The following is a 3,120-nucleotide window of genomic DNA, read 5'->3' as shown; positions in this document are numbered from 1 at the left end:
TCGTCTACCTGACGCCGCTGTTCGGCGGCCTGCTCGCCGACCGCGTGCTCGGCCGCACGAAGACGGTCGTGCTCGGCGCGGTGCTGATGGCCACCGGCCACTTCCTGATGGCCTTCGAGGCCAGCTTCTTCTTCGCGCTGCTGTGCCTGCTGATCGGCGTCGGCTGCTTCAAGGGCAACATCGCGGCGCAGGTCGGCGACCTGTACGCGCCCGGCGACAAGCGGCGTGCGAGCGCGTTCCAGATCTTCATGCTGGCGGTGCAGATCGCGGTGATCCTCGCGCCGATCGTCTGCGGCACGCTCGGCGAGAAGGTGGCCTGGCACTGGGGCTTCGGTGCCGCCGGCGTCGGCATGGTGATCGGCCTGTTCGTGTACCTCAAGGGCCGGCGCTACCTGCCGCCCGAGCCGCAGCGCGTGCGCCGTGCCGACCAGGCCGCTGCCGCGCCGCGCGCCGCGATGACCGGCACCGAGAAGGGCCGCCTGGTGCTGCTGGTCGCGCTGATCCCGGTGCTGATGATGACGGTGGTCGGCAACCAGCAGTACAACAACGCGTTCCCGCTGTGGTCGCAGAAGTACATGGACCTGGTGCTGTTCGGCTGGCAGGTGCCGGTGAGCTGGCTGCAGGCGATCGATGCGGCCGCGAGCACCGCGGCGATGATCGGCTCGATCGCGTTCTGGCGCTGGTGGGCCACGCGCCGCCGCGAGCCGGACGAGGTCACGAAGATGGCGATCGGCTCGCTGATCGCCGCCACCGCGCCGGCGCTGCTGGTGATCGCCTCGGGCATCGTCGACCACTCGAGCGAGAAGGTCGGCTTCGGCTGGGCGATCGGCTACGCGGTGCTCAACGACATCGGTTTCGCCAACGTGATGCCGGTCGGCCTGGCGCTGTACTCGCGAACCGCGCCGCACAAGCTCGAGGGGCTGATGATGGGCACCTACTACCTGCACCTGTTCCTCGCCAACACCTTCGTCGGCTGGCTGGCCGGCTTCCTCGAGACGATGCCGGGGCAGCAGTTCTGGGGCCTGCACGCGGTGCTGGTCGGCGGTGCCGGCGTGGCGCTGCTGGCGGTGAAGCTGGTGTTCGGCAAGCTGCTGGCGCCGACGGCGGTCGACAACGGCGCTGCGGCGGTGTCAGGCGACGCGGTGCCGGCTCACTGATTCACGGCGACGCTTCCTCCATCTCGAAGGCCGGCACGCGTCTGCCGTCGATGTCGGTGAAGCCGTAGTCCTGCGCCAGGTCGCCCACGCGCAGCACCTGGCCGCTGCGGCGCATCACCTGCGCGTCGGCCGCCAGCGCCGCGACGGCGCGGCCCAGGTAGCGTGGCGATTCGGTGCGCGCGAGGGCAGGGCGCTCGTGCCAGTGCGCCTCGTCGGTGTGGTGGCCGGCCAGCACGAACTCGGTGCGCATCCAGCCCGGTGACACCGCGACCGAGGCCACGCCGTGCGGGCGCAGTTCTTCGGCGATGCCGAAGGCGAGACGCGCCATGCCGGCCTTCGCGAGGTCGTAGAACAGGTTGCCGCGCAGGTAGTGGCCGCGGTCCCAGAAGGTGGTCGTGACGATCAGCCCACGGCCCTGCTTCACCATCAGCGGCGCCGCGTGGCGGCTCGCCAGCAGGTGGTTGCGCACGCCGCGGTCGATCATCGAATCCCAGTGGGCCAGCGGGTGCTCCCAGAACGGCGCATTGAACACGCCGTCGAAGCTCTCGTGGCCGCCCCAGGCGTTGTTGACGAGCAGGTCGAGCCGGCCCTGCTCGCGCTGCACGCGGGCGAACAGCGCGGCCACCTCGTCGTCCTGCGTGTGGTCGCAGCGCACCGCGATGCCGCGGCCGCCGGCGCACGTCACCTCGTCGGCGGTGTCGTCGATGCTGCCGGGCAGGGCGGCGAGTTCCGACAGGCCGAGCAGCTGGCCGTAGCTCTGCGCGGGCTGGGCGCGCGTGCTGCGCCCGGTCACGTAGACCGTGGCACCGGCGGCGCCCAGCTCGACCGCGCAGCCGCGTCCGCCACCGCGGCTTGCGCCGGTCACCACCGCCACGCGGCCCTGCAGCGGGCGCGGGTTGTTCTCGTTCGTCATCGTCTGGCTCCTGGGGTCGATCGGCGCCATGGTGCGCGGCCTTCAGCCGGCGGTCTTGGAAGATTCCGAAACCGCGAGCCGCCGGTACTCGGCCGGCGTGCAGCCGCACAGCGCGCGGAACTCGTTGGTGAGGTGCGACTGGTCGAAGAAGCCGCCATCGAGCGCGACCTCGGCCCAGCTGCGCTGCGGTTGAGCGCGCAGGTCGCGCAGGCAGCGGTGCAGGCGCGAGAGCCGGCTCCAGCGGCGCGGCGAGAGCCCGAACTGCGTGCTGAACAGCTGCTGCAGGCGACGCTCGCCGACACCCACCTGCGCAGCGAGCGCGGGCACCGGCAGCCGACCGCCGGACTGCATCAGCAGCCGCAGCGCGTGCACGGCCGGCCGTGGATCCCCGGCAGCCCCATGGCGCAGGCGGCGCAGCAACGCCTGCTGCACGAGCCGCACGCGGCTGGCGTCGTCTTCCAGGTTGGCGAGGGCGGCGAGGGCTGGTGCGTCGTCGCGCGGCCACAGCGCCTGCAGCGGCAACGCGAGCCCGGCGATCTCGCCGACCGGCACGCCGAGCAGGGCGGCCGCCGCGCCGTGGCGCAGCGTGATCGCGAGCCCCGCCATGCGGCCAGACAGCCGCAGCACGGCCGGCGTGGTCGAGGGCCCGATCGCGAGCAGGCTGCGCTGCGGCCCGGCCGCCGGCGCATCGCCCCAGTGCATGACCAGGCGCACCGCGCCATCGGGAATCACGCGCTCGACGATCTCGTGGCCCGGCGAGAAGCTCTCGCGGTACAGCAGCATCTGCGCGACGAAGGGCTGCAACGCGGCGGGCAGCGGCAGCGTTCGCAGGCTGGCCGCGGGCGTGCCGGATTCCGGGCCCTGCACGGGGTCCTCGTCGAGTCGAACGAACAGGCGCTGGGCCACCGGACGCCTCCATCGCGTTGCGCAAAAGTGCAGCATACGGGCAACCCGGTCTACGATCGCGGGATGCACAGCCTCCTGATTGGCGCGGCCGCCTTTCTGCTCGCAACCGGCAGCGCGGCGCAGCCATCCGACGCGCTGCAGAAC

3 protein-coding genes are annotated in these 3,120 nt (G+C 72.2%); 1 reads left to right on the top strand and 2 read right to left on the bottom strand.

The genetic code is table 11. The features are described 5' to 3' along the window. Positions 1-1,157, top strand: a 1,157-nt coding sequence (locus AC1D01_RS27395) for a peptide MFS transporter (protein ID WP_477872007.1), incomplete at its 5' end; no start/stop codon positions are given. A 1-nt stretch (position 1,158) separates the two neighbouring features. On the opposite strand, the gene AC1D01_RS27390 is transcribed toward AC1D01_RS27395, so the two are convergent. Next, positions 1,159-2,070 carry an SDR family oxidoreductase gene (locus AC1D01_RS27390; RefSeq protein WP_477872005.1) on the bottom strand — a complete coding sequence of 304 codons (912 nt, stop codon included), beginning with the start codon at positions 2,068-2,070 and terminating at the stop codon, positions 1,159-1,161. 42 nt (positions 2,071-2,112) lie between these two features. After that, positions 2,113-2,976: an AraC family transcriptional regulator gene (locus AC1D01_RS27385; RefSeq protein ID WP_477872003.1), complete on the bottom strand. Its 864-nt coding sequence runs from the start codon at positions 2,974-2,976 to the stop codon at positions 2,113-2,115. Between the last annotated feature and the right edge of the window lie 144 nt (positions 2,977-3,120).

This window comes from Rhizobacter sp. P3_B12 (genome assembly GCF_056402895.1).
This window is presented reverse-complemented; position numbering and strand designations above follow the sequence as displayed.